The sequence below is a fragment of the Bradyrhizobium cajani genome (assembly GCF_009759665.1).
GTDB classification, from domain to species: domain Bacteria; phylum Pseudomonadota; class Alphaproteobacteria; order Rhizobiales; family Xanthobacteraceae; genus Bradyrhizobium; species Bradyrhizobium cajani.
This window is the reverse complement of the sequence record NZ_WQNE01000004.1, coordinates 86,992-110,301: the sequence shown is the minus strand read 5'-3', so window position 1 is coordinate 110,301 and position 23,310 is coordinate 86,992. Positions and strand designations below refer to the sequence as shown.

The following is a 23,310-nucleotide window of genomic DNA, read 5'->3' as shown; positions in this document are numbered from 1 at the left end:
ATGGATACCGATCAACTCATCCGCTCGCTCGCAGCCGACAACGCCCATCGCGCGCCGCGCGTCGGCGCCGTGCTGACCATGGCGCTGCTTGTGGCTGCGCCGCTGTCGATCCTGATCTTCGCGACGTTCCTCGGCGTGCGGCCGGACGCGATGAGCGCGATGGGTAACCCGTTCTTCGACATGAAGTTCGCGGTGACGCTGTCGCTCGCGATTCCCGCGATCATCGTCAGCCTGCATCTGTCGCGGCCCGAAGCCCTGCTGCGCGGCTGGGGCTGGCTGCTGCTGCTGCCGGTCGGCCTGCTCGCGGTCGCGATCGGCGGCGAGGCGATGATGGCGCCGGCCATGCCGATGACGATGCGCATGATGGGCAAGAACTCCAGGGTCTGCCTGCTCGCGATTCCCGCGATGTCGCTGCCGCTGCTGGCGGGGGCGCTGTTCGGCCTGCGCCACGGCGCGCCGTCGCGCCCCGCGCTTGCCGGTGCGCTCGCCGGCCTGGTGTCCGCCGGCCTTGCCGCGACGCTGTACGCCTCGCACTGCACCGACGACTCGCCGCTGTTCGTCGCGACCTGGTACACGATCGCGACTGCGGTCGTGACCGCGATCGGCGCCGCGGTGGGCTCCAGGGTGTTACGGTACTAGCTGATCCCGCCTCAGGCCGCCGGAATCGTGCTCTGCATGCGGTGGAAGCGCAGCACCTGCTGTGCGGTCGATGAGCGCAGGGCCTCGTAGGTGTCGCGCAGCGTCAGCATGTCGGTCTGCGAGCCGCCGGAGAGCCTTTCGCGCATGGCGATGATCGCGCGGACGCTCGACCATGACATCCCCGCGACCTTGCCGAGGATCATCACGCCCTCGGTGCGGCTCTCGATCATCATGGTCTCGGCAGTCTCGACCGGGATGCCCGCGAGCGCCGCGAGTCCCGCATTGGTCTCGTCGAACTTGCCCTGTTCGGCGAAGGTGGTGACCTGGAGCTCGTTGAGACGGCCGTCCTCGTGCAGCGACTTCACCAGCGCCCGTGCCATCTCGGTCTGTCTGGTCATGGCGGCGGCGCGGACCCGCTGGGCCGCTTCCTGGACCACGCTCGAGACCTCGTCGGCGAGATCCGGATGGGCGGCTTCGAGCTTCCTGCGAACGCTCAGCGACGCCTTCGCAACCAGCCTCAGGTAGTGATGGCGCGGCAGGTCGGGCCGCAGGCCGATGCAGGTGGCGAGGCCGTCGTCGCGTTCGGCGCGCGTGACGAGATCGGCGAGGCTCCCCTCGGAGAGCTGCGCGCCCGGATTGTTCACGGTCGATTGCACCACGTCCTCGTTGCCGCGCGTCACCAGCACGTCGGTCAGCGCTTCCGAGAGCACCCGCCGCAGCGAGATCGCCTTGAGGTGCGCCTGGCCCCTGGTGCGCGCGATCTCCATCAGCGTCGCCTCGTCCAGCCGTTCCGATTTCGACAGCACGGGGCCGGAGACCTCGATCACCTCGTCGAGCGCGAGCGTGCGGATGATCTTCGGCGGTGCGGCCGCGATCGGCGCGAGGCGGTCGGCAAGCAGGGCCTTGGCCGAAATCTCGATCTGCTCGATCAGGCACTGGAACACGTCGTCGAACACGCGGACGTGGTCGTCGGAATAATCCATGACGTTGCCGACGAAGAGATCGGTGACGCGGCGCAGCGTCTCCACCCGGCGCGCAACGGTGCCGTGCGAGAGCGCAGCCTGCAATTCCTCGAGCAGGTTCTCGGCTGGTTCGGCGGATCTTGATCTCATGGCCCTGTCCTGGAGCGTTGGGTCCGGCGGCGGATTCTCGCGCACCGGGAAAAATGGATTGGTCAGCCCGTTGCGATGCGGTTGCGCCCGTGCGCCTTGGCGGAATAGAGCGCGCTATCGGCGCGCGCGAGAAATGTGTCGGCAGTATCAATGTCGCGCAGCGTCACGACGCCCGCGGAAATCGTCACGCGCATGCCGGGGGAGAATGCGCTCCAGTCGAGATCGGCAACAATTCCGCGCAAGCGCTCGAGCATGCGCGAGGCCGCCTCGCCATCGGTGCCCGGCAGCAGCAGCAGGAATTCCTCGCCGCCGTAGCGGCCGAAGCAGTCGGTCGGGCGGATGTTGGCGAAAATGGTGATCGCGAAGGTGCGCAGCACCTCGTCGCCGATCGGGTGGCCGTAGGCGTCGTTGATGCGCTTGAACCAGTCGAGATCGATCAGCGCGATCGCGCAGGGCATCGATGCCTGCCGCGACATCTCGATCTCGGTGTCGAGAAGCCGCATGATGCAGCGGCGGTTGTAGGAGCCGGTGAGCTCGTCGAGCTCGGCGAGCTCCTCGATGCGCTGATAGGCGGCCTTCAACTCGATGCTGCGCCGGTACAGGATCTTGCGCAGGGTGCTGCCGAACAGCCCGAGGAATGCGCACTGGCCGATCACCAGCACGAAGCAAAGCATCGAGGCGGTCCGCTCGAGGCGCGTTGCAACCGGCAGCCCGATCGGAAGGTCCGACGCCAGGAATACGAATGCGAGCCCGGCGGTGGCGAGGCTCCAGGTGATCATCGCCTGGCCCGACGTCATGCGCAGCGAGCCGAAGGCGAAGATCAGGAACAGCACGCTGATGAAGGCCACCCCGACCGTCGGCACCGCGAGCAGAAACGCCAGTTGCAGCGCCGTGTGCGCCGAGATCTGGAAGACCGTGAGGTAGTGGTCCTCGAACTGGTCGCCGAAGCCGGACTCCGACAGCACGCTGAACGTGCCGATGATCATGAGGCCGCCGAACCAGAACATCGATGGAACGGCCATCGAGACCGTGCCGTCGTAGGCGTAGAGCAGCAGGACCGATGCACCGAGCGAGTAGCTGACCACCTGGCCGATATACATCTGGCGGCGCTGGCGCATGCGGCGCGCGCGAACCTCCAGCGAGGACGCATCGCTCGCCAATGCGAGTTCCGCGGCTTCTGCGGCTTTCCGGTCCGGAAGGGACGTCGCGGCCGTGCTCATGGTCTCGCCAGTGGTGGATGTCAGCCCAAAAATCTACGTAGCAAGCCTTTAGGTTTGGTATCCTTTGCAACCGAATCCACACCGTGCATCCAGGGAGCGCGGGAGACCGGCCGGCGATAATCTTTGCCGGCGATTAGGCATCGTGTGCAATGCGGTCGAGCCAAAGCGGGGGGTCGTGAGACATACGTCGTGCAGGACTGCTATGGATCCAGACTTGACCGGGCCGCCTGTGCCGGACAGGCATTCCGCAGGGAAGTTTCTAAGTATTATGTTACCTATCTGGATCGAGAGGGCGGACCGCCACGGGCGGGTCAGAAAAAAAGCGTGTATGTGGGGTGGATCACACAGGCTCCCGTATGAGTGCGGTAAATTGAAGAATTTCGCACCTCCCGTCGAACCGTCCGCCATATCGACCCGACCAATCTTGCGAGACGGCCTTTGAGCGTGACCCAGGCGGCTTCGGACGAGGTCCTGATCGCCAGGATCGCTCAAGGCGACCGGCTTGCCATGCAGGTGCTGTACGGGCGGCACCATGTCAGGGTGTATCGGTTCGGCCTCCGGCTCGTGCGGGACGAGCAGGCGGCGGAAGACCTCATCAGCGAGGTGTTTCTCGACGTTTGGCGTCAAGCCGGCAAGTTCGAGGGCCGATCCGCCGTTTCCACGTGGCTGCTGGCAATCACCCGATTCAAGGCCCTGTCTGCGCTGCGGCGCAGGAAGGATTTCGAGTTGGACGAAGACGCCGCGAACGCGATCGAGGATACGTCCGACGATCCGGAAACGGTGGTGCAGAAGAAGGATACCAGTGAAGCGTTGCGGGAGTGCCTGACGGGCCTCTCGCCGGAACACCGGGAGATCGTCGATCTCGTCTACTACCACGAGAAGTCCGTGGAAGAGGTGGCCGAAATCGTCGGGATACCGGAGAACACTGTGAAGACGCGCTTGTTCTATGCGCGCAAGAAACTGGCCGAACTGCTGAAGGCAGCCGGCGTTGAGCGAGGCTGGCCATGATGGCTTTGAGCAAGAAGATGCTGGAGCAAGAGCCCAGTGAAATCGAGATGCTGCTGCCGTGGCACGCCGCCGGCACGCTGAACGCGCGCGATGCACGCCGCGTCGAGGAAGCGCTGCTGCGCGATCCGGAGCTGGCCAGGCAATATGCCGCGATCCGCGGCGAGTACGAAGAGACCATCCATCTGAACGAGAGCCTGGGTGCGCCGTCAGGGCGCGCGATGCAGAAGCTGTTCGCCGCGATCGACGCCGAGCCTGCGCAGGCGACCGCTTCGTTGCCGCTGTCGGCGCGCATCTCGACCTTCTTTGCGAGCCTGTCGCCACGCACGCTGGCCTGGTCGGCGAGCCTCGGCGCGATCGCTCTGCTGCTTCAGGCCGGCATCATCGGCGCCGTGCTGATGAAGAACCAGACCGCGACCTTCCAGACCGCATCGCTCTCGACCAGCGCTCCGATCACGCGCGAACTCGGTACCTCCGCTACGCCGGCACGCGCGCTGGTGCGCTTCACGCCCGAGGCGCGCATCGCCGACATCACCGCGCTGCTCGACAGCTACCACGCTTCGATCATCGACGGCGCCAGGGGCGGCATGTTCCGCCTCCAGTTCGACAAGGCGATGAGCCAGGACGAGCTTGCCTCGCTGCTCGGCAAGATGCAGCGCGAGAAGTTCGTCAACCTCGCCGTGGCGACGCCGTAAGGCGTCTCTGAACCGATGACGCGCAAATCCGAGAGCAGGGTGCGGGCCGGGGCCTATGCTTCGGTGGGAGCCGCGCTGCTGCTGGCGGCCTGCCTCGGCGTCGAGGCTGCCCAGGCCCAGGCGATCATGCGGACGCCCACGATCAGCGTTCCCTCGCGCACGCCGACCATCAATCCGAGCGTCGCCGCGCGCGTCAGCCCCGGCGTGGCGGCGAGGGCGGTGGGTGTTGCCCGCGGTCCGGGGCCCATCACAACCATTCCCAGGATCTCCGCACGGCTGGGGCCGACGCCGGTGCTGCCCTATGCACGCTATTCGCCGAACCTCTATCCGGCCTGCAATCGCGACGCCGACGGCGAATGCCTGGCGCGGCCGAACGCAGGCGGCGGCGGTTCCGGCAAGGTGGCCAAGAAGAGCGTCGGCAAGGGCCGCGGCAACGCCACGCCTGTCGCCGCCAATGTGCGCGCCTTCGCCAACGAATTCGTGGCGGAGATCGACGGCGCGCTCTCGCCGACCGAGGCCGACGAGCTCGCCCGCCGCCACGGCCTCACGCGCGTCGCATCCGAGAATTTCCCGCTGATCGGGGCCACGTTCGGCCTGTTCCGCATCACCGATGGCCGCCCGTCCGAAACGGTACGGCGCGAGTTCGCCGCCGACGGCAGCGTGCGCTCGGTGCAGCCGAACTTCCGCTACGTGCTCCAGGACCAGAAAGCGTCCGTGCCGGCGGAGGGCGATCCCGCCCAATACGCACTGGCCAAGCTTCGCCTGCCGCAGGCGCACACGCTGGCGCATGGCGCCAATGTCACGGTCGCGGTGATCGATTCCGGCATCGACGCCAGGCATCCCGAGCTCGCCCATTCCGTCGCCGACAATTTCGATGCGCTCGGCAGCGCCGAGGGGCCGCACGTCCATGGCACCGGCATCGCCGGTGTGATCGTGGCGCATGCGCGGCTGATGGGCAGCGCGCCCGAAGCCCGCATCATCGCCATCCGCGCTTTCGGCGGCAGCGCGGGCGCTGCCGAGAGCTCGTCCTACATCATCCTGCGCTCGCTGAACTACGCCGCCGAGCACGGCGCGCAGATCGTCAATATGAGCTTTGCCGGCCCGAAGGACGCCGTGATCGAGCGTGCCATCGCGGCAACCGCCGCGCGCGGATTGGTGCTGATCGCCGCCGCCGGCAACGCGGGCGCCAAATCGCCGCCGCTTTACCCGGCCGCCAATCCCAACGTGATCGCGGTCAGCGCGACCGATCAGCAGGACAAGCTGTTCTCCGCCTCCAACCGGGGCAATTACATCGCGCTTGCCGCGCCCGGGGTCGACATCTTCCTGCCGGCGCCTGACGGCAAATACCAGATGACGTCGGGCACCTCGTTCTCGGCCGCCTATGTCTCGGGCGTCGCCGCGCTGCTGCTCGAGCGCAATTCCGCCTTGAAGCCGGAAGCGCTGCGGATGACGCTGGCGAAGACCGCGCGCGACCTCGGTTCACCCGGGCGGGATGATCTCTTCGGTGACGGCGAGGCCGATGCTTTCGCCGCTGTCATGGCCGTTCCCGCCGACGGCGCGACGCCGGTTGCGGCTGCGCCCGGTACAACAAAACGTGAAGATGCCGAGAGGCGTCGCGAAGAGCCCGGCATCCGCGCCATCGAGCAACCCTCGCTGTCGAGCACGGACGATAAAGGCACGATTTCTCAGGTGGATAGGCCGGCGACGCGATAGCGGCTGCGACAACTTTGCGCGTGTCGCGAAGGTCAAAAAATCGAACGCCGCATTGAACGTTCAGCCTGCTGCCACGACCAAAATATGTGGGAGCGGTCATCCCTCCCCATCGGTCATATCAGGCGCGAGCGCCCATCCACCCCAAGCGCCCATATGGCTCGACCCGTCCGGTTGTCCCCCCGGACGGGTCTTTTCTTTTCGGGGTCTGATTTCCTGAACCAGTGCGCCAGATCAGCTTCCGGTTGAGCGATGACGTGTGCGCTTACGGCGAAACGCCCGGGCGGCGCACCGCAAGCCGGTCATGCTTGCGCGAAGCTTGACTCGAAAACACAGCAAATCTCCGCACGACTACGGTCTTTCGTGACGAACGCCGTGTCGTTGCTGGACAAGTCAAAACTTTTCCACAAAATATTCACGTCGCGTCTAAATTGATTCGTGTGCGTTGCGTCGCGTCCGTATTTTTCTCATGACGGGCTGGTTCATGACTCATCGCCAAGGGATCGTCCGCGACGTGGCTGTCAGCCGCGACATCGCGGCGCGCTGGTGCGCTCTCGCCGAGCAGCGGCTGGAACATCTCTCCGAAATGTTCGAAACCGGGCGCTGGCGCCGCTATCACTCCGAGATCGCATTCCTCGAAAACATCCAGGAAGCCAAGCGCGCCGTCCAGACCTGGCGCGCGCTCGCAACCGGTGCGGATGTCGCTGCGGCGGCCGCGAGCGTGACACCTGCATTCGGCTGGTCGCCTGCGACCATGCCCCGCGTGCTTCCGCGCGAGCAACAGGCGCAGACCGTGCAGCCGAAGGCCGTCCACATCGCGGCCGAGACCGCCGTGCCGGTCAGGCTCGATCCCAAGCCGGACGTTCTCGCCGAGATCACCGAAGCCCCGATCGCGCCGCTCTTGCCGTCCGCTGCGGTGGCGCCGCCCACGGCGCCTGCTGCAATGGCGTCGTTCGCCGCGCCTGCCGAGATGCCACCGCTCAAGGCTCCCGCTGCGAGGGCGCCGCTCACCGCGCCTGCCGTGAGGCCGCCGGTCGCCACGCCCGCTGCCATGGCAGCGCTCCTGCCGCAGTTTGCTCCGCCCGCCGCCGAAATCGTCGCAGCCCCCGAGCGCGTCGTCGAATTCACCCTCAGCCTCGACGGCCTGGAAGCGAAGTACCCCCTGCTGAGGAACGCGTTCTAATCTCCAAGGGGGGAGACCCGGCACACTCTCTCGCTCCGTCATCCCGAGGCGCGAGACACGTGGCGCAACGCGCCACGTGGGGAGCCTCGAAGGATGCACGGCCCGGCTGCCAGCCCCGCAGCTACCGCCGCACCGCGTTCCCGCCGACCACCACCTGCGCAAAGCGTTGCGCGCCGTCGGCCGAGAGGTCCGACGTCACGGCCCGCGCGTGATCGAGCCCGACCACGGCGCCGCGCGGGGTCTCGGAGATCATGTTGTTGTTGACCAGCGCGGTGCCGGCGCCCGGCACCACGGAGACGCCGACACCGGCCAGCGCCTTGCGGATCACGTTGCCCGTGATCGCGACGTCGCGCAGATATTTGCCCCAGCCGGCGACGATGCCGTAGGACGGCGCGTTCTCGATCACATTGCCGGTCACCGAGGTGTCCGCCTCGATGTAGATGCCGACGCCGGCATCGTCATCCGGCGCGGTGCCTATGGGGCGCTTCGGGATCAGATTGCGGATGATGTTGCCCTGGACCACCGCGATGCGGCCGCCCTCGTTGAAATTGCAGACGGAGACGCCGACGGCGGCGCCGTCCACCGTGTTGTTGGCGATCACCGCGGCCTCGAACGCAAACTCTGAATAGAGCGCGACCTCGCGCACGTCGCTGACGCTGTTGCCGGTGATGTGGATGTTCGAGGCCGAATTGCCGCGCACCGCCGAATAGTCGCAGTTCTTGATGCGGTTGCCGCGCACGATCACATTGCCGGCGCGGAAGGCGTTGATGGCGTTGCCATACTGGCCGGAGCCGCCGGGGCCGGCCTTGATGTCCTCGATGCGGTTATCGGCGACCAGCGTGCCGTCGTCGCCGATCGCGGTGCGCAGGATCTCGATGCCGTTGTCATTGGTGCCGATGATGGTGTTGCGGCAGACGCTGAGTCCCCTGGCGTCGAACGAGACCACCGCCGTCACCGCGATGTTGTTGAAGATGTTGCCGGAGATGTCGCCGGACACCTGCTCGAGCCAGATGCCGCTGCCGCCCGAGCCGGTGACCTCGCAATCGGTGATACGGACGTCGCGCCCGCCGAGGACATGGATCAATCCGCGTCGCGTCGGCAGCGCAATGTTTCCGCCGTCGAAGGTGATGCCGGTGAGGCCGATCGCATCCGAGCCGTCGCTCTGAACCGCCGAGGCTCCGCCGGTGAGAACGAGTTTTGTCGCGCCGCGCACGCCGACCAGTTGTGCGCCGTTCGGAAGCCGCAGCAACCCGCTGCGGTAGATCCCGGGTGGTAGTGCCAGCGGCGCCTGCACCCGCGCGGCCTCGTCGATCGCGCGCTGGAGCGCTCGCGTCTGATCCTCGCTGCTGCCGGGTCGCACGCCGTATTGGGTTGCGTCGCGTCCGAGCAGCGACGTCAGCGGCGCCGCGCGCGCAGCGTCGGCCGGCATGGCAAGCGCGCCCGCGATGCCTGCGGTGGTAGCTCCAATGAGGTGACGGCGATTGAGGTCCATGACGCGTCCTCCGGCGGACGCGGGGGTCCGCGACCGACTAGGTAGCGCAGGGCGATGGGGATCGTTGGGATTGTTCGCGGTAGGGTTAAATGTTTATGCAAGGGGAGGTGCCGCAGGGTGGGCAAAGCGACTCGTCCGCCGTAGCTCGCAGAGCGAAGGCGGAAGCGTGCCCACCATCGTCGCTACCAATGCAGATGCATGGTGGGCACGGCGCAAGCGCGCCTTTGCCCACCCTACGAAGCCGGCGTGTTCCGCGCCTTCCGCGCCAGCTGCACCATCTCCATCAGCATCGCTTCCCCCGCATCCACCAGTTCCTCCAGCGTGATCCGCGGCGCGCCCTTGCGGCGCACGGCACCGCTACGCGCGAGCAGGGGGATGTGGATGAACGCCGCAAGCGGCGGCCTGCCGGCCTTCACGTTCTCGATCGCGCGCCAGCTTAGGTAATTGCAGAGATAGGCACCGGCATCGCGCGAAGCGCGGGCGTCGATGCCGGTGAGGCGCGCGGCGCGCAACAGCCTCGCCGTGTGCGGACCGAACATCATCGCGTCCGCATGGCCGGCGATACCGCGCTTGCTCGAGCGGGTGTTGGCGGCATCGGGCCAGAGCATGGTGACGGCATTGCGCGCGCGGGTCTCGATGCGCAGATAGGGCGTGCGCGCGGCAAGACCGAACATCAGCAGCGCGTCGGGCTTTTGCGCCGCGAGCACCTCCGGCAACTGCCGGTCGACCGCCGCGTAAGTCACCGGGAAGATGTGGCTCGATATCGCGACACCGTCGAGTGCCGGCCGGCGCAGCTGCGCCAGCCGCGCGACCAGCGGCTGCGTCGGATTATGCGGCGCGCCGGGAAACGGCCCGAAGCCGGTGAGGAGAATGCGGAGCTTGTCGCTCATTGCAGCAACTCCAGGATCTGCTCGGCGGCGAGCGCCGGCGTGAGATGGCCGTCGGCGACTTCGGCCTCGATCTTCCGGACCTTGGTCCGCACCGACGCCTCGCTCCGCAATCGCGCCAGCATGCGCTGCTCCAGCATCGACCACATCCATTTCACCTGCTGCTCGCGTCGCCGCGTGGCGAATTCGCCGGACGCGTTCATCGCCTTGCGGTGATCCAAGACTTTCTGCCAGAGCTCGGCGATGCCGGTGCCGGCCAGTGCCGAATAGGTGACGACCGGCGGGTGCCAGTGTTCGGACCGGGGGCTGAGAATATGCAGCGCGCTGCGATAGTCGGCGGCGGTGATGTTGGCGCGCTTGAGATTGTCGCCATCGGCCTTGTTGATCGCGATCATGTCGGCGAGCTCGACCAGGCCCTTCTTGATGCCCTGCAATTCGTCGCCGCCGCCCGGCAGCATCAGGGCGAGGAAGAAGTCGGTCATGTCGCAGACCGCCGTCTCGGACTGGCCGATGCCGACGGTCTCGACCAGCACGACACCGAAGCCGGCCGCCTCGCACAGCAGCATCGCCTCGCGCGTTTTTGCGGCGACGCCGCCGAGCGTGCCCGAGGACGGCGAGGGGCGGATGAACGCGCGGTCGGAGGCTGACAGCCGCGCCATCCGCGTCTTGTCGCCGAGGATCGAGCCGCCGCTGCGCGCCGAGGATGGATCGACCGCGAGCACCGCGACCTTGTGGCCCTGTTCGATCAGATAGGTGCCCAGCGCGTCGATGGTGGTGGACTTGCCGACGCCGGGCGAGCCGGTGATGCCGACGCGAAACGCCTTGCCGGTGTCGGGCAGCAGCACCTGCACCAGCTCGCGCGCCAGCGCCTGGTGGTCGCCGCGCCGGCTTTCCACCAGCGTGATGGCCCGCGCCAGCGCCGCGCGGCTGCCGGAACGGAGGTCGCGGGCGAGGGATTTGATGTCCAGCGAGGCCTTCTTCTCAATCATGCCCTGCTTTACAACGCCCCGGCAGGGCAGGCGAGGGCCGCTCGCTCGATATCACCGGGATGTTGCCGCCGCCGTCTGTACCGGTTTCACTTTCCGCCAGATCCACACCATCACTGGCCAGAGCAGCGCGCCGATCGCCATGGCGGCGAGGATGGCGGCGACCGGGCGCTCGAAGAACGGCAGGACACTGCCGTCCGATTTGATCAGCGAGGTGACGAAGGCCTGCTCGACCATGGTGCCCATGACGATGCCGAGCACCATCGCGGCCACGGGGTAGCCGTTCGCCTCCATGACGTAGCCGATCACGCCGAAGGCTGCGACGGTGACGACGCCGAACATGTTGTTGCCGATCGCGAACGAGCCGACCGCGCAGCACAGCATGATGATCGGCATCACGGTGGAGCGCGGCGCCAGCAGGATGTAGGCGGCGACGCGGATCATGGCGATCCCGAGCGGGATCATCAGGATGTTCGCGATGATGAACATCAGGTAGATCGCGTACATGCTCGACGCCTTCTCGGTGAACAGCGTCGGACCCGGGTTGAGGCCCTTCATGTAGAGCACGCCGATCGCGATCGCGGCGATGGTGTCGCCGGGAATGCCGAACAGCAGCGAGGGCACCCAGCCCGAGGCGATGCTGGCATTGTTGCTGGCGCCGGCCTCCACCAGGCCCTCGACATGGCCGGTGCCGAACTTTTCGGGTTCCTTGGAGAAGCGTTTCGACATCGCGTAGGAGACCCACGCCGCCATGTCGGCGCCGGCGCCGGGCAGCACGCCGATGATGATGCCGACGATGTTCCCGCGCGTCATCTGCCAGTGATACAGCTTCGTCAGCTTCCACTGGCCCGCCATGATGCTTCCGAACTTGCGCCGCGGCAGCGGCGGCGGCTCGGGCGTCAGCATCGCGCGCATCACCTGCGCCACCGCGAACACGCCGACCAGCGCCGGGATCGGCTCGATGCCGCCGAACAGGTCGGTGATGCCGAAGGTGAAGCGCGGGATGCCGCCGGGATTCTCGATGCCGACGCAGGAGACCAGGAGGCCGATGAACATGCCCGCGATCGCCTTCACCGGCGAGGAGCGCGCCACCAAAGTGGCGCACATCAGGCCGAGCAGCGCCAGCCAGAAATATTCGAAGGTCGAGAACGACAGCGCGATCTCGGCGAGCGGCGGCGCCAGGATCATCAGCGACAGCACGCCGGCGATGCCGCCGACCGCCGAGAACCAGACGCCGGCCCCGAGCGCGAGCTCGGCCTGGCCCTTGCGCGTCATGGCGTAGGCCTCGTCGGCATAGGCGGCGGATGCGGGCGTGCCGGGAATGCGCAGCAACGCGCCGGGAATGTCGCCGGAGAAGATCGCCATCGAGGAGGCCGCGACGATGGTCGCGATCGCCGCGATCGGCGAAAGATAGAAGGTGACGGGAACGAGCAGGGCGGTGGCCATCGTCGCCGACAGGCCGGGCAGCGAGCCGATGACGAGCCCGTACACGGAGGCTGCGAACATCGCGATGATGACCTCCCAGGTGGAGATCAGCGCGAAAGCATCGATCAGGGTCTTCAGCATGGGATCACCAGGGCGTCGGCAACAGGCCGACAGGCAGCGGCACGCGCAGCAGCTTGCCGAAGATGAGGTGGATGGCGAAGGGCGAGAGTGCCGCAAGCGGCAGCGCCAGCTTCCACTTCGCGCCTAGCGCGGTCGAGGTGACGTAGACCATGATCGCCGCGGTGATGATGAAGCCGAGGCGATCCGCCGCGAGGACGTAGAACAGCAGCAGCGCCGGCGGCAGCAAGGCGCGCAGGCCGTAGAGCTTGCTCTGCGGCGGCGGGCTGGCTGCCTGGCCGTCCTCGAACGGGATGAGCTCTTCCTCCTCCTCGAAGGAATGGCCGATGCCGAACACGATCGCGAGCCCGCACAATGCAAGGCCGCAGCCGATCACGAGCGGAAACACGTTGGGGCCGACCGGCTGCCCCGGCACCGGCGGCAAGATCCAGCCGCCATAGGCGGCCGCAGCGCCAAGTGCGACGAGAAACGATCCCGTGACGGAGTCGGGAAGACGCATGGGGAAGGGTCCTAGTCTTCTCCCTCGCCCCGCTTGCGGGGAGAGGGTCGGGGTGAGGGGAAGTCTCCGCAGGGACGGAGAGAGTTGCATTCGCGGAGAGCTCCCCTCACCCGAATTCGAGCTTTGCTCGAATCCGACCTCTCCCCGCACGCGGGGAGAGGTGAAGAAGTGCTCGACGCTGCGGCCAGCATCATCTCACGCGAAAGCTGCGAAACGTCACGCCTTGCTCAGACCCGCGGCCTTCATCGCCTCGCCCATCTGGGCGTCGCCCTTGTCCATGAAGCTGGCGAACTGCCCGGCATCGCCCCACACCGTGCCGAAGCCGCGATTGCTCATGAAGTCCTTGAACTCGGCGGACTCATAGACCTTCTTCAGGGCCGCGGTGAGCTTCGTAGCGATCTCCGGCGGCAGGTTCTTCGGCGCGCCGATGCCGCGCCAGGCGCCGGTCGCATAGTCGATGCCCATCGCCTCTTTCAGCGTCGGCACGTCCTTGAATACCGGATTGCGCGCGGGCGCCATGATGGCAAGGCTCCTGGCCTTACCGGCCTCGATGATGGCGCGCGCCTCCGGCACCGAGCAGGTGGTGAGGTCGAGGCCGCCGGCGGCGAGGTCCTGCATCGCCGGCGCTGCGCCGTTCGACGGCACCCACGCGACCTGGTTGGCGGGCAGGCCCATCGCCTGCATCCAGCCGACCAGCGCCAGATGCCAGATGCCGCCCTGGCCGGTGCCCGAGGCCTTGAACTTGCCCGGAGGCGCCGCCTTGATCGCTTCGGCGAGCTCCTTGACCGTCTTGTAGGGCGAAGAGGAGGAGACCTGGATGCCCGGCGGATCTTCATTCATCAAAGCGAGGGGTGTGTAGCTCTTCGGCGTCAGGTCGGTGAGACCCTGCCAGTGCATCATCGAGATTTCGACCGTGAGCATGCCGATGGTGTAGCCGTCGGGCTGCGCGGTCGCGATCGCGCTATGGCCGACCACGCCGGAGCCGCCGGTGCGATTGACCACGTTGAAAGGCTGGCCGTGATCTTTCTCCAGCAGCGCTGCAACAATGCGCGCAGTCGCATCGGTGCCGCCACCGGCGCCCCAGGGCACGATCACGGTGACCGGGCGCGCCGGATAGGCTTGCGCGAGGGCGGGCTTGAAGCCGAAGGCGGCGGATGCGGCGACTGCGGCAGATGAAGCCGCAAAGGCGCGGCGCGAGATCTTGGACATGAATGCCTCCCAGCGGCGCCCGTGACGTTGGGCGCTCTTGTCAATGGCGGCATTCTAGTCGGCTTTGCGGCGCCGCTGCAAGGTAGCGCTACCAACGAGATCGCTGCGTTGTGTGAAGCCGGACGCCGGTCGGGATGGGCAGTCGGAAATCGGGTGGGTTTTGCCGGCGCAAGTCACCAACCTGAGTGCGTAGCGAAAACCAAAGGGACGCCTCCGATGACCCAAGCCTATTACAGCGCCGTGTTGGACCGTCCGCTGGACGACGTCTGGTCGCTGATCCGCGATTTCAACAACTACCCCGCTTATATCGATGGGGTGAGCGAGAGCCTGATCGAAGACGACAAGCGCGGCGATGAAGTCGGCGCCATCAGGCGCTTCTGCTACCTCGGAAACTGGATCCGCCAGCGCCTGGTCGATCACTCGGATCGGCAGCACACGTTGACCTATGCCGGTCTCGAAGCGCTGCCGTATCCGCAGGATGCCGGAAGCCAAGCGGGGGACCAAGCGCCAGGGCCGACGCGCTACCAGGGCACCATGCATCTGCGCCCGATCATCGAGGGCAACCGCACCCTCATCGAATGGTCGGTCGCCCTCGATACGGAACCTGCGGACGCCGATCGCTGGCAAGCCCTGTTTGGCTCCTGGATCCCCGACTGGACGGATTCACTTGCGCGGACACTGGCGCGGACCCGTCCGCGATCCAGCTAGCGGCCGCTCACGGCCCGTCCGCGTCGCCCTTCGGCCGCGCGCCGCCGAAGATGCGGGTGCCTTCCGCAGTCAGATAGGCGAGCGCCGCATCGGCTTTGATCCTGTCGTCGAGAAAGACGCGCGCCTCGATGCTCTTGCTCATGACCACGGCGTCAGGCTTGGGGTCGGCGGCGAGGGCGGAAAACACGCACGTTGCGCTCAGCGCCAGGGCGACGCTCAAACCGGTCATGAACTTCAAGGATGGTGCCCCTGCGTGAGCGTCAGAATATTTCAACAATGTCGTCAGCGCTGTGCGGCGCAAAGCGCGGGGACATCGAGCGGCGAACGGTTGCCTGCGTCTGCAAGCCGGTCGCATCCTCGATGATGTGTTCGACGTCGATCAGGTTGAGCAGCGAGAAGGTGGTCTCCGGTTCGACCTCGACCAGGATGTCGATGTCGCTGTCGGCGCGGTAGTCTTCGCCGGCCCGCGAGCCGAGGATGGCGAGCTTCGACACGCCTTTGCCTTTGATGGCATCCGCGTTCTGTCGTATCGCAGCGACGATTTCGTCACGTGTCATGGACAGACCCTGGCCGGCTACGCGGCCAGTCTATCATCTACTCCGCCGCCTCGCTATGCCCGAGCCGCGCGTTCAGCTTGCGGATCAGCTCCTCGGCGGCCTCTGCGATCACGGTGCCCGGCGGGAAGATCGCCTCGGCACCGGCGGCGTAGAGCGCATCGTAATCCTGCGGCGGCACCACGCCGCCGACGATGATCATGATGTCGTCGCGGCCCTGCTTCTTCAGCGCGGCCTTCAGCTCCGGCACTGCAGTCAGATGCGCGGCGGCGAGCGAGGAGACACCGAGGATATGCACGTCGTTCTCGACCGCCTGCCGCGCGGCTTCGTCGGCGGTGGCGAACAGCGGCCCGATGTCGACGTCGAAGCCGATATCGGCGAACGCCGAGGCAATCACCTTCTGGCCGCGGTCATGGCCGTCCTGGCCGATCTTGGCGACCAGAATGCGCGGGCGGCGGCCTTCCGCCTCCTCGAAGGCATCGATCAGCGCCTGAACCTTCTCGACCTGGCTGCCCATGCTGGACGCCTCCCGCTTGTAGACGCCGGTGATGGATTTGATCTCGGCGCGATGCCGGCCGAACACTTTCTCCATTGCGTCAGAGATTTCGCCGACGGTCGCCTTGGCCCGCGCTGCGTCGATGGCGAGCGCGAGCAGATTGCCGTTGCCTTCGCCGGCCGAGCGCGTCAGCGCGGCAAGCGCGGCATCGACGTCCTTCTGGCTGCGCTCGGATTTCAGCCGCGTCAGCTTGTCGATCTGCAAGCGCCGGACATTGGTGTTGTCCACTTTAAGGATCTCGATCGGCGCCTCATCGGTCGGCTTGTACTTGTTGACGCCGATCACCGCCTGCTTGCCGGCATCGATCCGAGCCTGGGTCTTGGCCGAGGCCTCCTCGATGCGCAGCTTGGGCACGCCGGCTTCGATCGCCTTCGCCATGCCGCCGAGCTCCTCGACCTCCTGGATGTGGCTCCAGGCTTTGGCCGCGAGGTCGCGCGTCAGCCGCTCGACATAGTACGAGCCGCCCCAGGGATCGATGATGCGAGTGGTGCCGCTCTCCTGCTGCAGGAAGAGCTGGGTGTTGCGGGCGATACGCGCCGAGAAATCGGTCGGCAAGGCCAGCGCTTCGTCGAGCGCGTTGGTGTGCAGCGACTGGGTGTGGCCTTGCGTGGCCGCCATCGCCTCCACGGTCGTGCGCATCACATTGTTGAAGACGTCCTGCGCGGTGAGCGACCAGCCCGAGGTCTGGCAATGCGTGCGCAGCGACAGCGAGCGCGGGTCCTTCGGGTTGAAGGGCTTCAGCAGCTTCGCCCAGAGCAGCCGCGCGGCGCGCATCTTGGCGACTTCCATGAAGAAGTTCATGCCGATCGCCCAGAAGAACGACAGGCGCGGCGCGAAGCGGTCGACATCGAGGCCTGCGGCAAGGCCGGCGCGAAGATATTCGACGCCGTCGGCGAGCGTGTAGGCGAGCTCGAGGTCCTGCGTCGCGCCGGCCTCCTGCATGTGATAGCCGGAGATCGAGATCGAGTTGTACTTCGGCATCCTCGTGGAGGTGTAGGCGAAGATGTCCGAGATGATCCGCATCGAGGGCGCCGGCGGATAGATATAGGTGTTGCGCACCATGAACTCTTTCAGAATGTCGTTCTGAATCGTTCCCGAGAGCTTTTCCGGCGGCACGCCCTGTTCCTCGGCGGCGGCGACGTAGAGCGCGAGGATCGGTAGCACCGCGCCGTTCATGGTCATGGACACGCTCATCTGGTCGAGCGGAATCCCCGCGAACAGCGTGCGCATGTCGTAGATGGAATCGATCGCCACACCGGCCATGCCGACGTCGCCGCCGACGCGCGGATGATCTGAGTCATAGCCGCGATGGGTGGCGAGATCGAAGGCGACCGAAAGGCCCTTCTGTCCGGCCGCGAGATTGCGGCGGTAGAACGCGTTGGAATCCTCCGCCGTGGAGAAGCCGGCATATTGCCGCACCGTCCAGGGCTGGTTGACATACATCGTCGGGTAAGGGCCGCGCAGGTACGGCGTGATGCCCGGATAGGTCTCGAGGAAATCAAGCCCGGCAAGATCGGCCTCGCCATAAGCGGGCTTCACCAGGATGCCCTCGGGCGTCAGCCACGGCTCGGCGCTGCCGGCTGGCGCGGCGGTTGTGGCTCGCGCGAAGGCGACATCGGCGAAATTGGGAATGCGGCTCATCCCTTGGATTCCTCAAACCTGCAGTTTCGTTCGATCAGTCTCTGAACATTCTTCTTGTAGACCGGATCGTCGAACCGCTTCTCAGTCATTGCACCAGTCCCGGCCCAGATCAGCCGGGCGACTTCGATGTCCCACTCTATCAAGACCCGTAACAGTCTTCCGAGCTTCCACAGCCTGTCATATCTCATCATGAGTTGCTGCCTCGATGCGGCGTTCCTCAATCATGATCCGGATGCTGATGGCTGACGATGGTCGCCATCTTCTCCGGTCCGTAATTCTGCTGCGTGGTCTGGCTCGGCAGGTTGGAGATGCCGACCACCCAGCCGAGGCGGGATTCGGTGCCGAACTGCCGCGTCGGCACGACGTGGTCGGGGCGGTCGAAACTGCCGGTCATGATCTCGATCCGGTCGCCGTCGATGCGTCCGAAGCTCAGGGGCGTGCCGCAGGCCGCGCAATAGCCGCGCTCGGCGATGGTGGATGAACGGAAGAACGACGGCTTGCCCTTGGTCCAGGCAAGATCCGTCTTGATGATGTCGGCGAAGGATGCGAACGGCGCGCCGGTCGCCTTCTGGCACATCCGGCAGTGGCAGATCGAGACCCGGTTCGGCGCCGTCATGACCGCAAAGCGCACCGCGCCGCATTGGCAGCCGCCGGTGAGAACGGGTTTGCTGGTGTCGGTCATGGCAGCTCCATCCGCCGATAGGCGTCCTGCAGTGTCGCAAGCGCGTCACCGCCGGCGAAGACGAAACCGGCGACGCCGGCCGTGCGCAGGGCCGCCTCGGCTTCGGTCGGGCGGCCTGCCAGATAGATATGTCTGCTGCCTGCCGTTTGCAGGGCCTTCGCTGCGGCTTCGGCCTGTTCCGCATAGACCTTGTCGCTGGAACAAAGGCAGGCAAGCTCGGCGCCGGAGGCCTTGAACGCCGCGGCCAGCTGGGCCGGATCGGCAAAACCCTCGCTGTCGAGGGCCTGAATGCCGCCGGCCTCGAAGAAGCTCTTGGCGAAGGTTGCCCGCGCCGTGAAATCGGCCGGCGTGCCGAGATTGGCCAGGAACACTTTTGGCCGCGCGCCGCGCGCCTTCAACGCCGCATCGGATTTGTCGCGCAGCGCCTCGAAGGGTTCCGCCAGCCGGATCGGCGGCAGCGCGTCGAACTTGTATTTCTGCTCGCCGTAAGGCGCGAGCGCGACCGGCGTTGCCTTCAGCACCGCCGTTTCGCTCTCATGCAGATTCGGAAACTCGCTGGCGCCGGTCAGCACGTCGCGGCGCTTTGCGATGTTGGCCTCGCGCGCCTTGCGCGCAGCCGCGACCTTGCTCTGGAACAGGCCCTGCTGAAGCGCGGCGAAGGCGCCGCCGGCTTTCTCGCTCTCCTGGAACAGCGTCCAGGCCGCGTCGCAAAGCTGCGCCGTCAGCGTCTCGATGCCGCCTGCACCGGCGGCGGGATCGCTGACCTTGGCGAGGTTGCTCTCTTCCAGCAGCAGGAGTTGCGTGTTGCGCGCCACGCGCCGCGCGAACGGATCGGGCAGGCCGAGCGCGAGCGTATGCGGCAGCACGGTGATCGCATTGGCGCCGGCGAGCCCGGCCGCGAACGTCGCCATGGTCGCGCGCAGCATGTTCACGTAAGGGTCGCGCTGCGTCAGCATGCGCCAGGCCGTATCGGCAGCGATGAACAACGGTTTTGGCGCGAGCCCGCAGGCCGTTTCGATGCGCGCCCACAGCAGCCGCAATGCGCGGAATTTCGCCATGGTCAGGAACTGGTCGGCATCTGCGGCGAGCCGCGCATAGACCATGCCTTGCGCGGCTTCCAGCGGAATGCCGGTGCTTTCGATCGCGCGCAGATAGGCGACGCTGCAGGCGAGAACGAAGGCGAGCTCCTGCGCCTCCGATCCACCGGCATCGTGGATCACGCGTCCGTCGGCGGACGCGAACGGTCCCTTGAATCCGAGCGCGGCGAGGCCCTTGATCGCGCCGGTCACCGCGGGAACGATCTCGTCCCAGGTATACGGGCTGTGCCCCCACACCGCGCCGGCCGCGAGCGGGTCGAGCCCGAAGCGGATGTCGCAGGCCGCGGGATCGATGCCCTTGCCCTTCACATATTCCGCGACATGGATCGCCGCCATCCGCGATTGCGGCCCGATCTGGAGCTCGAGGCCGATACCGGCATCGAGATGGACGTCCTTCAGGACTTTGGCGACCGCATCGGCGGAAGGTTCCAGGCCGAAGCCGTGAGCGCCACTGCCGCCGGCGAACACCAGCGCAAGCCCCGTCGCGCCATTCTCGAGATCGGTCAGTGCCTGCGCATTTGCCGCAGCTGCATCGGGATGGTCGACCCGCTGCATGATCTGCCACGGCGCCGCCGCCGGCCGTCCCATCACGGGCGCAACGCCCTTGGCGCGCGGATAGAGCGGATCGATCTTCAGCCCGTCATAGGTCTTGCCGACCAGCTTCTCGAACGGCGCGCCCTTCAGCACGCCGTCGACCAGCTTGCGCCAGTCTTCGGCCGTCGCCTTGGGAAAATCCGCCGCCAGCGGCAGGTCGTCAGTCACGGAGGTCATGCGGCGCGGGGCTCCCGAACATCTTGTTATTCGCAGGCGAAATTGCCACGGCGGACCGTCCCTGCAAACGGTTGTTTTTGGTTAACCGGTATCCGGAAGCCGCTCAATGCCTTGCGTCGAGACGCTGGCGAGGCCGTCACGCACACGAATGCCTGAGATCACGCGGTCGGGCGCGATTTCGGCCAGCGGCACCAGCACGAAGGCCCGTTCGAACAGGCGCGGATGCGGCAAGGTCAGGTCGGGCTTCTGCAAGCTGACATCGTCATAGGCGATCATGTCGAGATCGAGCGTGCGCGGGCCCCAGCGCCGCTCCTTGGTCCGCGTGCGGCCGAACTTCTGCTCGACCTTCTGGAGCACGAACAGCAGGGCATGCGGATCGAGGCTGGTCTCGATCTCGATGCAGGCATTCATGAAGGGATCCTGGTCCTCGTCGCCCCAGGGCGGCGTCGCATAGTCCGACGAGCGCGCGATCAGCACGCCTTGCGCCATGCCGCAGATGTGCGCGATCGCCTTGCCGAATGTCGCGCGGACGTCGCCGACATTGCCGCCGAGTGCGATCAGCACGCTTGCCATGTTAGGGGTGCCGCGAGCGCGTCAGCATGATGCCGACGTCGTCGAAGATCGCGGCGATCGGCGCATGTGGCTTGTGCACCGTGATCTTCACCGCGCGGATGCGCGGGAAGTGCGACAGGATGGCATCGGCCACCGCGCCGGCCGCGCGCTCCAGCAGCTTGTAATTGGTGTTCTTGAACGCCGCTGTCGTGGTCGCCACGACTTCGGCGTAGGACACCGTATCGGCCAGCCGGTCGCTGCGCGAAGGCTCCGACAGGTCGGTGTAGAGCTCGAGATCGATCACGAAGCGCTGGCCGACTTCGGTTTCATGATCCATCACGCCGTGGCGGGCATGGATCGACAGGCCGGTCACGAAGATCGTATCGGTCATTGCTTGCTCTCGATTGCGTTTGCGACCCGCAGGGCCTGCAAGGTCTCGGCGACGTCATGGGTCCGGATGATCCTTGCGCCCATCTGCGCGGCGATCAGATGTGCGGCAATCGAGCCGGCGAGGCGCTCCTTCGGCTCCGACGGCGATACCGAGGCGATGAAGCGCTTGCGCGAGGCGCCGACCAGGATCGGCAGGCCGAACATGTCGAACTCCCGCAGCCGCGCCAGCGCGATGATGCTCTGCTCGGCAGTCTTGCCGAAGCCGATGCCGGGATCGAGCACGATCTTCTCGCGTGCAATGCCGGCCTTGGCGGCGATGTCCAGCGAGCGCAGGAAGAACGCCTTCATGTCCGCCATGATGTCGATGGCGGAATCGACGCTGTCGCGGTTGTGCATGACGATGACGGGGACGCCTCGCGCGGCAACCAGCGCCGCCATGCCGGCGTCGCGCTGCAGGCCCCAGACGTCGTTGGCGATCGCAGCCCCCTGGTCGAGCGCGTAGGCCACCACCTCGGCCTTCATGCTGTCGATCGACACGGGCACGCCGAGCGCCACCACGCCGGCCAGCACCGGCTTCAGCCGGTCAAGCTCGTCCGCTGCGGTGACCGGCCGGGCGCCCTTGTAGGGCCGGGTGGACTCTGCGCCGATATCGATGATGTCGACGCCGGCATCGACCATCGCCCGTGCCCGCTCCAGCGCCTGTTCGGGTGCGATGAACTCGCCGCCGTCCGAGAAGGAATCCGGGGTGATGTTGAGCACCCCCATCACCGCCGGAAGCGGCCGTTCCAGCAGCGTCCGCAGCGCGTCAGGCCCGGCCGAGCCGGCCGGCGGGACCGATGGGGAGGGCGAGGCATTCATGCGGCTCGCTTTGCGCGGTCGGGGAGGGGGAGTCAAGACGGGATTGGCCGGTCCCGCCGTGTCCAGGCGCCGTCATTGCGAGCGCAGCGAAGCAATCCAGACTGTCCCCGCAGTGGGATTCTGGATTGGTTCGCTGAGCTCGCAATGACGACGTTGAAGCAGCGGTGTGCCATCACCCCTTCCGCGTCCCGGCAATGATGCAGGGTCGTAGCTCGCGGAAGAGGCGCCAGTTCCTAATACGTGATCTTCGGCGGCAGCTTCTTGGCCTTGGCGATGATGTCGCCGACCGACTTCTCGGAAGGGAGGATGCGGACGAGCTTCTTCTTCTCGTTGGCCTCACGCATGCTCTGGGCAAGCCTTGCCGGATTGCGATAGGCAAGTTCGCGCACGGTGGTGACGCCGGCGGCGCGGACCAGGCCGACCTTGGCCCGCCCCATTCCGGGAATGCGCATGTAGTCGGAGACATTGGCCCATTCCAGCAGCAGCTGCTCGCTGATTCCGGTCTTGGCGGAGAGCGCCTTGCGGCCCTTCACAGTCGAGGCCGCCTCGAGCAGCGCGTCGGTGGTGCGGATACCTTGCGCCTTCAATTTGTTGGCGGCAAAGGCCGACAGGCCCTCAATGTCGGAGATGGGATATGTCATGATACTCGATATAAAAATGCGAAGCCTCAGGCGAACTGACTGAGGCCCGGCGTCCCCGCAATGATCTTGCCCATCTGATCCGCTCCGATTTTGTCTCGACCGAAGCGAAAAAGTTCACGGGCGATGTTTTGAATCTCGGACATGCCAAGTCCCAGGCCCATCAGCCGCGTGCCGACGGCCATCAGGCCGCCGCCCATCAGCCGCGACAGTCCGCCGCCGCTCCTGGACGCCTCGATCGCGGCTTCCGCACCGGGGATCTTGTCGATCAGGGCCTGCACGCTGTCGGATGGGCCCTCGCTGCGGAGGAAGCCCAGGATAATGCCGACGGTCTTTTCCGCGACAGCACTATCTATGCTGGCGTTTGTCGCCAGCCGTCCGATCAGCTCGTCCATATGGCCTGCCCCTCAGCCGGTTCACATGCCGGAGTATTGTTTCAAAATGATCTTGAGCCCGGGCGATGTGAAATACAAGCGATGAACGCACGCCTCATCGCGATTCAGCCTCGAACGCGCGAAAAGTGTTGCAGCGATGCAAGAGCGGAGATGGAATCGGCGCAAAAATACCGCGGTGCGAACGCGCCGTTCCTACTTTCGGCTGATGTCGTCCAAGTGTGTCCGACAATGTCGCATGTCGGGGGCGTCTTGAATGGTTTTAATCGGC

General features: G+C 66.3%; 25 protein-coding genes. 6 read left to right on the top strand and 19 right to left on the bottom strand.

The window, feature by feature from the left end:
- Positions 1 to 639 (top strand): NrsF family protein, encoded by a 639-nt coding sequence (locus GPL20_RS07480; RefSeq protein ID WP_157328964.1) that lies wholly within the window; start codon positions 1 to 3, stop codon positions 637 to 639.
- Positions 640 to 650: 11 nt separating this feature from the next.
- On the opposite strand, the gene GPL20_RS07475 is transcribed toward GPL20_RS07480, so the two are convergent.
- Together GPL20_RS07475 and GPL20_RS07470 are read right to left on the bottom strand one after the other, a co-directional pair.
- Complete coding sequence (locus GPL20_RS07475) at positions 651 to 1,751, bottom strand: DUF2336 domain-containing protein (protein ID WP_157328963.1); 1,101 nt, start codon at positions 1,749 to 1,751, stop codon at positions 651 to 653.
- A 62-nt stretch (positions 1,752 to 1,813) separates the two neighbouring features.
- Complete coding sequence (locus GPL20_RS07470) at positions 1,814 to 2,971, bottom strand: GGDEF domain-containing protein (protein WP_157328962.1); 1,158 nt, start codon at positions 2,969 to 2,971, stop codon at positions 1,814 to 1,816.
- A gap of 438 nt (positions 2,972 to 3,409) precedes the next feature.
- Here GPL20_RS07470 and GPL20_RS07465 point away from each other — a divergent pair, with 438 nt between their 5' ends.
- The 4 genes from GPL20_RS07465 (at position 3,410) to GPL20_RS07450 (ending at position 7,564) form a co-directional block, all read left to right on the top strand.
- Positions 3,410 to 3,979, top strand: a complete 570-nt coding sequence (locus tag GPL20_RS07465) for a sigma-70 family RNA polymerase sigma factor (RefSeq protein WP_157328961.1) — start codon at positions 3,410 to 3,412, stop codon at positions 3,977 to 3,979.
- Positions 3,976 to 4,671, top strand: coding sequence for a hypothetical protein (locus GPL20_RS07460; protein WP_157328960.1), 696 nt, complete (start codon positions 3,976 to 3,978; stop codon positions 4,669 to 4,671). Before GPL20_RS07465 ends, GPL20_RS07460 begins: the two co-directional genes overlap by 4 nt.
- Positions 4,672 to 4,686: 15 nt before the next feature.
- Positions 4,687 to 6,384 (top strand): S8 family serine peptidase, encoded by a 1,698-nt coding sequence (locus tag GPL20_RS07455; protein WP_157328959.1) that lies wholly within the window; start codon positions 4,687 to 4,689, stop codon positions 6,382 to 6,384.
- 481 nt (positions 6,385 to 6,865) lie between these two features.
- Positions 6,866 to 7,564 carry a TIGR03809 family protein gene (locus GPL20_RS07450; RefSeq protein ID WP_167532934.1) on the top strand — a complete coding sequence of 233 codons (699 nt, stop codon included), beginning with the start codon at positions 6,866 to 6,868 and terminating at the stop codon, positions 7,562 to 7,564.
- Between the two features lie 121 nt (positions 7,565 to 7,685).
- On the opposite strand, the gene GPL20_RS07445 is transcribed toward GPL20_RS07450, so the two are convergent.
- The 6 genes from GPL20_RS07445 to GPL20_RS07420 all read right to left on the bottom strand — a co-directional run bounded on the left by GPL20_RS07445 (position 7,686) and on the right by GPL20_RS07420 (position 14,200).
- Positions 7,686 to 9,056, bottom strand: coding sequence for a TIGR03808 family TAT-translocated repetitive protein (locus GPL20_RS07445; protein ID WP_157328957.1), 1,371 nt, complete (start codon positions 9,054 to 9,056; stop codon positions 7,686 to 7,688).
- 233 nt (positions 9,057 to 9,289) lie between these two features.
- The gene (locus GPL20_RS07440) at positions 9,290 to 9,946 is read right to left on the bottom strand and encodes a pyroglutamyl-peptidase I (protein ID WP_157328956.1); all 657 of its coding nucleotides are present in this window, start codon (positions 9,944 to 9,946) and stop codon (positions 9,290 to 9,292) included.
- Positions 9,943 to 10,932: a methylmalonyl Co-A mutase-associated GTPase MeaB gene (meaB, locus tag GPL20_RS07435; RefSeq protein WP_157328955.1), complete on the bottom strand. Its 990-nt coding sequence runs from the start codon at positions 10,930 to 10,932 to the stop codon at positions 9,943 to 9,945. The genes GPL20_RS07440 and meaB overlap by 4 nt, the downstream gene beginning before the upstream one ends.
- Before the next feature lie 51 nt (positions 10,933 to 10,983).
- A complete protein-coding gene (locus GPL20_RS07430) occupies positions 10,984 to 12,495 on the bottom strand; it encodes a tripartite tricarboxylate transporter permease (protein ID WP_157328954.1) in 1,512 nt (503 codons plus the stop codon).
- Positions 12,496 to 12,499: 4 nt separating this feature from the next.
- Complete coding sequence (locus tag GPL20_RS07425; RefSeq protein ID WP_157328953.1) at positions 12,500 to 12,991, bottom strand: tripartite tricarboxylate transporter TctB family protein; 492 nt, start codon at positions 12,989 to 12,991, stop codon at positions 12,500 to 12,502.
- Between the two features lie 216 nt (positions 12,992 to 13,207).
- Positions 13,208 to 14,200, bottom strand: a complete 993-nt coding sequence (locus GPL20_RS07420) for a tripartite tricarboxylate transporter substrate binding protein (protein ID WP_157328952.1) — start codon at positions 14,198 to 14,200, stop codon at positions 13,208 to 13,210.
- A gap of 216 nt (positions 14,201 to 14,416) precedes the next feature.
- Between GPL20_RS07420 and GPL20_RS07415 the strand changes: the two genes are divergently transcribed.
- The gene (locus GPL20_RS07415; protein WP_157328951.1) at positions 14,417 to 14,908 is read left to right on the top strand and encodes an SRPBCC family protein; all 492 of its coding nucleotides are present in this window, start codon (positions 14,417 to 14,419) and stop codon (positions 14,906 to 14,908) included.
- 7 nt (positions 14,909 to 14,915) lie between these two features.
- Here the strand turns inward: GPL20_RS07415 and GPL20_RS07410 are convergent, their stop codons facing one another.
- The 11 genes from GPL20_RS07410 to GPL20_RS07360 all read right to left on the bottom strand — a co-directional run bounded on the left by GPL20_RS07410 (position 14,916) and on the right by GPL20_RS07360 (position 23,042).
- Entirely contained in the window at positions 14,916 to 15,146 is a 231-nt protein-coding gene (locus tag GPL20_RS07410) for a hypothetical protein (protein WP_157328950.1), read from the bottom strand.
- A 22-nt stretch (positions 15,147 to 15,168) separates the two neighbouring features.
- Entirely contained in the window at positions 15,169 to 15,465 is a 297-nt protein-coding gene (locus GPL20_RS07405; RefSeq protein ID WP_157328949.1) for a nucleotidyltransferase family protein, read from the bottom strand.
- 37 nt (positions 15,466 to 15,502) lie between these two features.
- Positions 15,503 to 17,659 (bottom strand): methylmalonyl-CoA mutase, encoded by a 2,157-nt coding sequence (gene scpA / locus GPL20_RS07400; protein WP_157328948.1) that lies wholly within the window; start codon positions 17,657 to 17,659, stop codon positions 15,503 to 15,505.
- On the bottom strand, positions 17,656 to 17,850 hold the full coding sequence (locus GPL20_RS39145; protein ID WP_157328947.1) for a hypothetical protein: 195 nt from the start codon (positions 17,848 to 17,850) through the stop codon (positions 17,656 to 17,658). Before GPL20_RS39145 ends, scpA begins: the two co-directional genes overlap by 4 nt.
- A 26-nt stretch (positions 17,851 to 17,876) precedes the next feature.
- Positions 17,877 to 18,341, bottom strand: coding sequence for a GFA family protein (locus GPL20_RS07390; protein ID WP_157328946.1), 465 nt, complete (start codon positions 18,339 to 18,341; stop codon positions 17,877 to 17,879).
- Positions 18,338 to 20,209, bottom strand: coding sequence for a methylmalonyl-CoA mutase family protein (locus tag GPL20_RS07385; RefSeq protein WP_157328945.1), 1,872 nt, complete (start codon positions 20,207 to 20,209; stop codon positions 18,338 to 18,340). Before GPL20_RS07385 ends, GPL20_RS07390 begins: the two co-directional genes overlap by 4 nt.
- 81 nt (positions 20,210 to 20,290) lie before the next feature.
- Entirely contained in the window at positions 20,291 to 20,782 is a 492-nt protein-coding gene (gene folK / locus GPL20_RS07380; RefSeq protein WP_157328944.1) for a 2-amino-4-hydroxy-6-hydroxymethyldihydropteridine diphosphokinase, read from the bottom strand.
- A gap of 1 nt (position 20,783) precedes the next feature.
- A complete protein-coding gene (gene folB / locus GPL20_RS07375) occupies positions 20,784 to 21,152 on the bottom strand; it encodes a dihydroneopterin aldolase (protein ID WP_008553485.1) in 369 nt (122 codons plus the stop codon).
- Positions 21,149 to 22,009 carry a dihydropteroate synthase gene (gene folP / locus GPL20_RS07370; RefSeq protein ID WP_157328943.1) on the bottom strand — a complete coding sequence of 287 codons (861 nt, stop codon included), beginning with the start codon at positions 22,007 to 22,009 and terminating at the stop codon, positions 21,149 to 21,151. Before folP ends, folB begins: the two co-directional genes overlap by 4 nt.
- Before the next feature lie 233 nt (positions 22,010 to 22,242).
- Positions 22,243 to 22,650, bottom strand: a complete 408-nt coding sequence (locus GPL20_RS07365; RefSeq protein ID WP_157328942.1) for a DUF4332 domain-containing protein — start codon at positions 22,648 to 22,650, stop codon at positions 22,243 to 22,245.
- A 26-nt stretch (positions 22,651 to 22,676) separates the two neighbouring features.
- Positions 22,677 to 23,042: a DUF2267 domain-containing protein gene (locus GPL20_RS07360; protein ID WP_157328941.1), complete on the bottom strand. Its 366-nt coding sequence runs from the start codon at positions 23,040 to 23,042 to the stop codon at positions 22,677 to 22,679.
- Between the last annotated feature and the right edge of the window lie 268 nt (positions 23,043 to 23,310).

What these genes read in the sequence shown, in the direction of transcription:
- GPL20_RS07480 (WP_157328964.1), top strand. Translation starts at nt 1, where the DNA reads ATGGATACCGATCAACTCATCCGCTCGCTCGCAGCCGACAACGCCCAT.
- GPL20_RS07475 (WP_157328963.1), bottom strand. Translation starts at nt 1,751, where the DNA reads ATGAGATCAAGATCCGCCGAACCAGCCGAGAACCTGCTCGAGGAATTG.
- GPL20_RS07470 (WP_157328962.1), bottom strand. Translation starts at nt 2,971, where the DNA reads ATGAGCACGGCCGCGACGTCCCTTCCGGACCGGAAAGCCGCAGAAGCC.
- GPL20_RS07460 (WP_157328960.1), top strand. Translation starts at nt 3,976, where the DNA reads ATGATGGCTTTGAGCAAGAAGATGCTGGAGCAAGAGCCCAGTGAAATC.
- GPL20_RS07455 (WP_157328959.1), top strand. Translation starts at nt 4,687, where the DNA reads ATGACGCGCAAATCCGAGAGCAGGGTGCGGGCCGGGGCCTATGCTTCG.
- GPL20_RS07450 (WP_167532934.1), top strand. Translation starts at nt 6,866, where the DNA reads ATGACTCATCGCCAAGGGATCGTCCGCGACGTGGCTGTCAGCCGCGAC.
- GPL20_RS07445 (WP_157328957.1), bottom strand. Translation starts at nt 9,056, where the DNA reads ATGGACCTCAATCGCCGTCACCTCATTGGAGCTACCACCGCAGGCATC.
- GPL20_RS07440 (WP_157328956.1), bottom strand. Translation starts at nt 9,946, where the DNA reads ATGAGCGACAAGCTCCGCATTCTCCTCACCGGCTTCGGGCCGTTTCCC.
- meaB (WP_157328955.1), bottom strand. Translation starts at nt 10,932, where the DNA reads ATGATTGAGAAGAAGGCCTCGCTGGACATCAAATCCCTCGCCCGCGAC.
- GPL20_RS07430 (WP_157328954.1), bottom strand. Translation starts at nt 12,495, where the DNA reads ATGCTGAAGACCCTGATCGATGCTTTCGCGCTGATCTCCACCTGGGAG.
- GPL20_RS07425 (WP_157328953.1), bottom strand. Translation starts at nt 12,991, where the DNA reads ATGCGTCTTCCCGACTCCGTCACGGGATCGTTTCTCGTCGCACTTGGC.
- GPL20_RS07420 (WP_157328952.1), bottom strand. Translation starts at nt 14,200, where the DNA reads ATGTCCAAGATCTCGCGCCGCGCCTTTGCGGCTTCATCTGCCGCAGTC.
- GPL20_RS07415 (WP_157328951.1), top strand. Translation starts at nt 14,417, where the DNA reads ATGACCCAAGCCTATTACAGCGCCGTGTTGGACCGTCCGCTGGACGAC.
- GPL20_RS07405 (WP_157328949.1), bottom strand. Translation starts at nt 15,465, where the DNA reads ATGACACGTGACGAAATCGTCGCTGCGATACGACAGAACGCGGATGCC.
- scpA (WP_157328948.1), bottom strand. Translation starts at nt 17,659, where the DNA reads ATGAGCCGCATTCCCAATTTCGCCGATGTCGCCTTCGCGCGAGCCACA.
- GPL20_RS39145 (WP_157328947.1), bottom strand. Translation starts at nt 17,850, where the DNA reads ATGATGAGATATGACAGGCTGTGGAAGCTCGGAAGACTGTTACGGGTC.
- GPL20_RS07390 (WP_157328946.1), bottom strand. Translation starts at nt 18,341, where the DNA reads ATGACCGACACCAGCAAACCCGTTCTCACCGGCGGCTGCCAATGCGGC.
- GPL20_RS07385 (WP_157328945.1), bottom strand. Translation starts at nt 20,209, where the DNA reads ATGACCTCCGTGACTGACGACCTGCCGCTGGCGGCGGATTTTCCCAAG.
- folK (WP_157328944.1), bottom strand. Translation starts at nt 20,782, where the DNA reads ATGGCAAGCGTGCTGATCGCACTCGGCGGCAATGTCGGCGACGTCCGC.
- folB (WP_008553485.1), bottom strand. Translation starts at nt 21,152, where the DNA reads ATGACCGATACGATCTTCGTGACCGGCCTGTCGATCCATGCCCGCCAC.
- folP (WP_157328943.1), bottom strand. Translation starts at nt 22,009, where the DNA reads ATGAATGCCTCGCCCTCCCCATCGGTCCCGCCGGCCGGCTCGGCCGGG.
- GPL20_RS07365 (WP_157328942.1), bottom strand. Translation starts at nt 22,650, where the DNA reads ATGACATATCCCATCTCCGACATTGAGGGCCTGTCGGCCTTTGCCGCC.
- GPL20_RS07360 (WP_157328941.1), bottom strand. Translation starts at nt 23,042, where the DNA reads ATGGACGAGCTGATCGGACGGCTGGCGACAAACGCCAGCATAGATAGT.